The organism is Longimicrobiaceae bacterium (assembly GCA_035696245.1).
Lineage (GTDB): Bacteria > Gemmatimonadota > Gemmatimonadetes > Longimicrobiales > Longimicrobiaceae > DASRQW01.
The window spans coordinates 1-3233 of record DASRQW010000247.1; the positions used below are offsets into that span (position 1 = coordinate 1).

Sequence of the window (3233 nt, forward strand, 5' to 3'; positions counted from 1 at the left end):
AGCTTGCCCTGCTCGAGCGTGACGGGCTCGCTCGACAGGCGGGAGTGCGCCGCCTGGGCGATGCACGGAAGCCCTCCGTTCTTTACGAGCTCCCCGGGGACGCCGAACCGCTCCTGTCCAGGGCGTATCCCCCCGTGCTCACCGCGCTCGTCGCGTCGGTCGTCGACACGCTTCCCCGCAGGCGGGCGAACGCGATGCTGCGCGACGTGGGACGGCGATTGGCCCGCGGCACCGGAGGCGAAGCAACCGGGACCCTCGAGCAGCGGGTAAGTGCCGCGGCCGCGATCCTCACGTCGCTGGGAGGCGATGTCGAGGTCACGCAGGATGAGGGCGCGCTGTACATCCGCGGCTCCGGCTGCCCGCTCTCGGCCACCGTCTCACATCACCCGGCGCTCTGTCGCACCGTGGAGGCGCTGTTGACGGAAGTCGTCGGGGCGCCCACACGGCAGGCGTGTGAACATGGCACTCGGCCGCGATGCCGGTTCGTGATCGAGACCGTCGACTCCGCGGCCTGAGTGCCGCGCGCCTTCGCCAGCACCGCACATCGTCACGCCGCGTTCGCGGCGTCTCACCACGGGGGAACGGCCTGATGAAGACGAAACAGGCAACATTCCAGATGCTCGTTGCGGTGACGCTGATGACCGCCGTGGCATGCGGCAAGAAGGAGAGCCCCGGCGCTGGCGACTCGACGGCAGGAATGGCGTCCACCGCTGCGACGCCCCCGATGGCCGGTGGAGACACGGCCAGGCCGGCGGCGGGAGCCGGACCGGCACTCACGGATCCGAACATCGTGTACATCCTCGATCAGGCGAATGCCGCCGACAGCGCGCGCGGCGCGCTGGCCGAGACCAGGGGCACGAGCGCGGACGTGAAGTCGTTCGGGAAGCTGATGGTCGGCGAGCATCACGCGCTGCGTGTGGCGGGGCAGAACTTGGCGAAGAAGCTCAACGTGACGCCGCAGGCGCCCCCCAACGACCAGAGCGAGGCGCAGGCGAAGGAGGAGATGGACAAGCTCCAGTCCATGCCGAAGGGGAAGGACTGGGACAAGTCCTACATCGACTACGAGGTCGGCTACCACAAGGCAGTCCTCGAGACGGCGACGAAGGCGCTCGGCGTGGCACAGAATCAGGAGTTGAAGGACCTGATCAAGAAGGCAGCGCCGGTCATCCAGCACCATCTCGACCGCGCCGAAGCGATCCAGAAGAAGCAGGGGAGCTGAGCGGAGAGGAGCGACCGAACGGACCGGCAGAAGGGGTCGCGTCGATGGCGGGTAGGCAGACCGCCTGTCCCGAACAACCGCGTATTCGGGTATGTTCCACCTTGTGGGGATTACAAGGCCGATCCCAACCGCGAAGGACTCTCGAAGATGGCGGAAGTGAATGACATGACCGAGCCGATCCTGCGTTCCGACCTGCGCTGCCCGCACTGCGCGCACACGGAGACCTTGTCGATGCCAACGGATGCCTGCGTGTTCTTCCACGAGTGCGCGGTCTGCCACAGCATCATCCGTCCAAACGCGGGTGATTGCTGCGTCTTCTGCTCGTTCGGCTCCGTCGTTTGTCCGCCGATGCAGGGTGGTGCGAGCGACTGTTGTGCCCCTGCGGCGATCCCGTCGCGAACGCCCGGAGTGACACGATGAATCGAACGGCCCAGGCGTTGTCGCGGTACGCCGGCGGTGCCGGTGCCGTCGCCGCGAGCTGCGCCGCGCTCTGCTGCGCGGGTGCGCCGATCATCCTCAGCGTTCTCGCCGCCACGGGCCTCAGCTTCCTGCGCACGGACGCCATCCTCGTCCCGGTCATCGGCGTCGCGCTGGTGATCACGCTCTGGGGATTCTGGACGGGCCGGCGCGTTCACGGCTCTTCCGGCCCGTTCGCGCTTGGCGTCGTCGGCAGCGTTGCGCTCGTCGCCGGCGTCGTGTTCGTGCACGGTGTGCCGGCGAAGGTGCTGATCGGCGCGGGCGCACTGATCCTGCTGGCCGCGACGCTCTGGAACGCGCGCCTGCCACACGCGTGTGACGTGCCCGTGCAGCTCGAGCGCTCGACGGCGTGACGACTCCGGCGCGCGAGCATTGACCATCTCTCCACTTGCCCGCTCCATCGCCCTCTTCGTCGCCGCGGGCCTCGCGGAGGTGGGCGGGGGCTACCTGGTCTGGCGATGGCTGCGCGACGGGCGAGGGGTCCTCGTGGGACTGATCGGTGGAGCGGTGCTGTTCCTCTACGGCGTGATCCCGACCTATCAGACCGAGTCGTTCGGGCGCACCTACGCAGCGTATGGGGGATTCTTCGTGGCGCTCTCGCTGCTCTGGGGCTGGGGAGTCGAGGGGCGTCGTCCGGATGCGCCGGACTTTGTCGGGGCACTCATCTGCCTCGCGGGCGTCGGCGTCATCATGTACTGGCCGCGATCGTGACCGGCGCCGGCGGTTCAGCGTTACGCACCGTACATGCGTCCCAGGGGCCGCGGAACGATCCCCTGTCGTCGGAGGTCCCGTGGAGTACACGCCGGAGTGTACCTGCGGCGCGGCGGCGCAGCCGGGGACGCGCTTGCGCGGTGCCGCCAGCCGACGTACAAAGAGGGGAGTGACGGGCCGCGGTCGCGCCGGGCGCGGCGCCGCATCACTTCCCTTCAGCTGTAGCCAGCTGCAGCAGCGGAGCCGGGCCATGCCGACGATCACGACGCGCGACGGAACCGAGATCTTCTACAAGGCGTGGGGCAGGGGCCAGCCGATCGTCTTCCACCACGGGTGGCCGCTCAGCGCGGACGACTGGGACGGACAGATGATGTTCTTCCTGCAGCGCGGGTACCGCGTCGTCGCGCACGACCGCCGCGGGCACGGGCGCTCGACCCAGACCTGGACCGGGAACGACATGGACACCTACGCCGCCGACGTCGCGGAGCTCACCGCGACGCTCGACCTCCGCGAGGCGATCCACATCGGCCACTCCACCGGCGGCGGCGAGGTGGCGCGCTACGTGGCGCGCCACGGCAAGGGCCGCGTGGCCAAGGCGGTGCTGATCAGCGCGGTGGCGCCGATCATGGTCAGGACCGACGCGAATCCCGGCGGGCTGCCCATCAGCGTCTTCGACGAGCTCCGAACCAACACGGCCTTCAACCGCGCGCAGTTCTACCTGGATTTCACCATCCCCTTCTACGGCTACAACCGCCCCGGCGCGAAGGTGTCGGAGGGCGTGCGCCAGAACTGGTGGCGGCAGGGGATGATGGGGAGCGTGCAGGCC

The 3233-nt window shown here is 68.9% G+C and carries 6 protein-coding genes; all 6 read left to right on the forward strand.

The features are described from left to right. A partial coding sequence (locus tag VFE05_11695; protein ID HET6230724.1) for a hypothetical protein occupies window positions 1-515 on the forward strand: 515 nt, incomplete at its 5' end. Window positions 516-589: 74 nt separating this feature from the next. Beyond that, on the forward strand, window positions 590-1219 hold the full coding sequence (locus VFE05_11700; protein ID HET6230725.1) for a DUF4142 domain-containing protein: 630 nt from the start codon (window positions 590-592) through the stop codon (window positions 1217-1219). A gap of 165 nt (window positions 1220-1384) precedes the next feature. Further along, window positions 1385-1639, forward strand: a complete 255-nt coding sequence (locus VFE05_11705; GenBank protein HET6230726.1) for a GDCCVxC domain-containing (seleno)protein — start codon at window positions 1385-1387, stop codon at window positions 1637-1639. Next, window positions 1636-2049 (forward strand): MerC domain-containing protein, encoded by a 414-nt coding sequence (locus tag VFE05_11710; GenBank protein HET6230727.1) that lies wholly within the window; start codon window positions 1636-1638, stop codon window positions 2047-2049. Before VFE05_11705 ends, VFE05_11710 begins: the two co-directional genes overlap by 4 nt. 19 nt (window positions 2050-2068) lie before the next feature. After that, window positions 2069-2407: a YnfA family protein gene (locus tag VFE05_11715; GenBank protein HET6230728.1), complete on the forward strand. Its 339-nt coding sequence runs from the start codon at window positions 2069-2071 to the stop codon at window positions 2405-2407. A gap of 250 nt (window positions 2408-2657) precedes the next feature. Further along, window positions 2658-3233 (forward strand): alpha/beta hydrolase (locus VFE05_11720; GenBank protein HET6230729.1); only part of this gene is annotated, 576 nt, incomplete at its 3' end.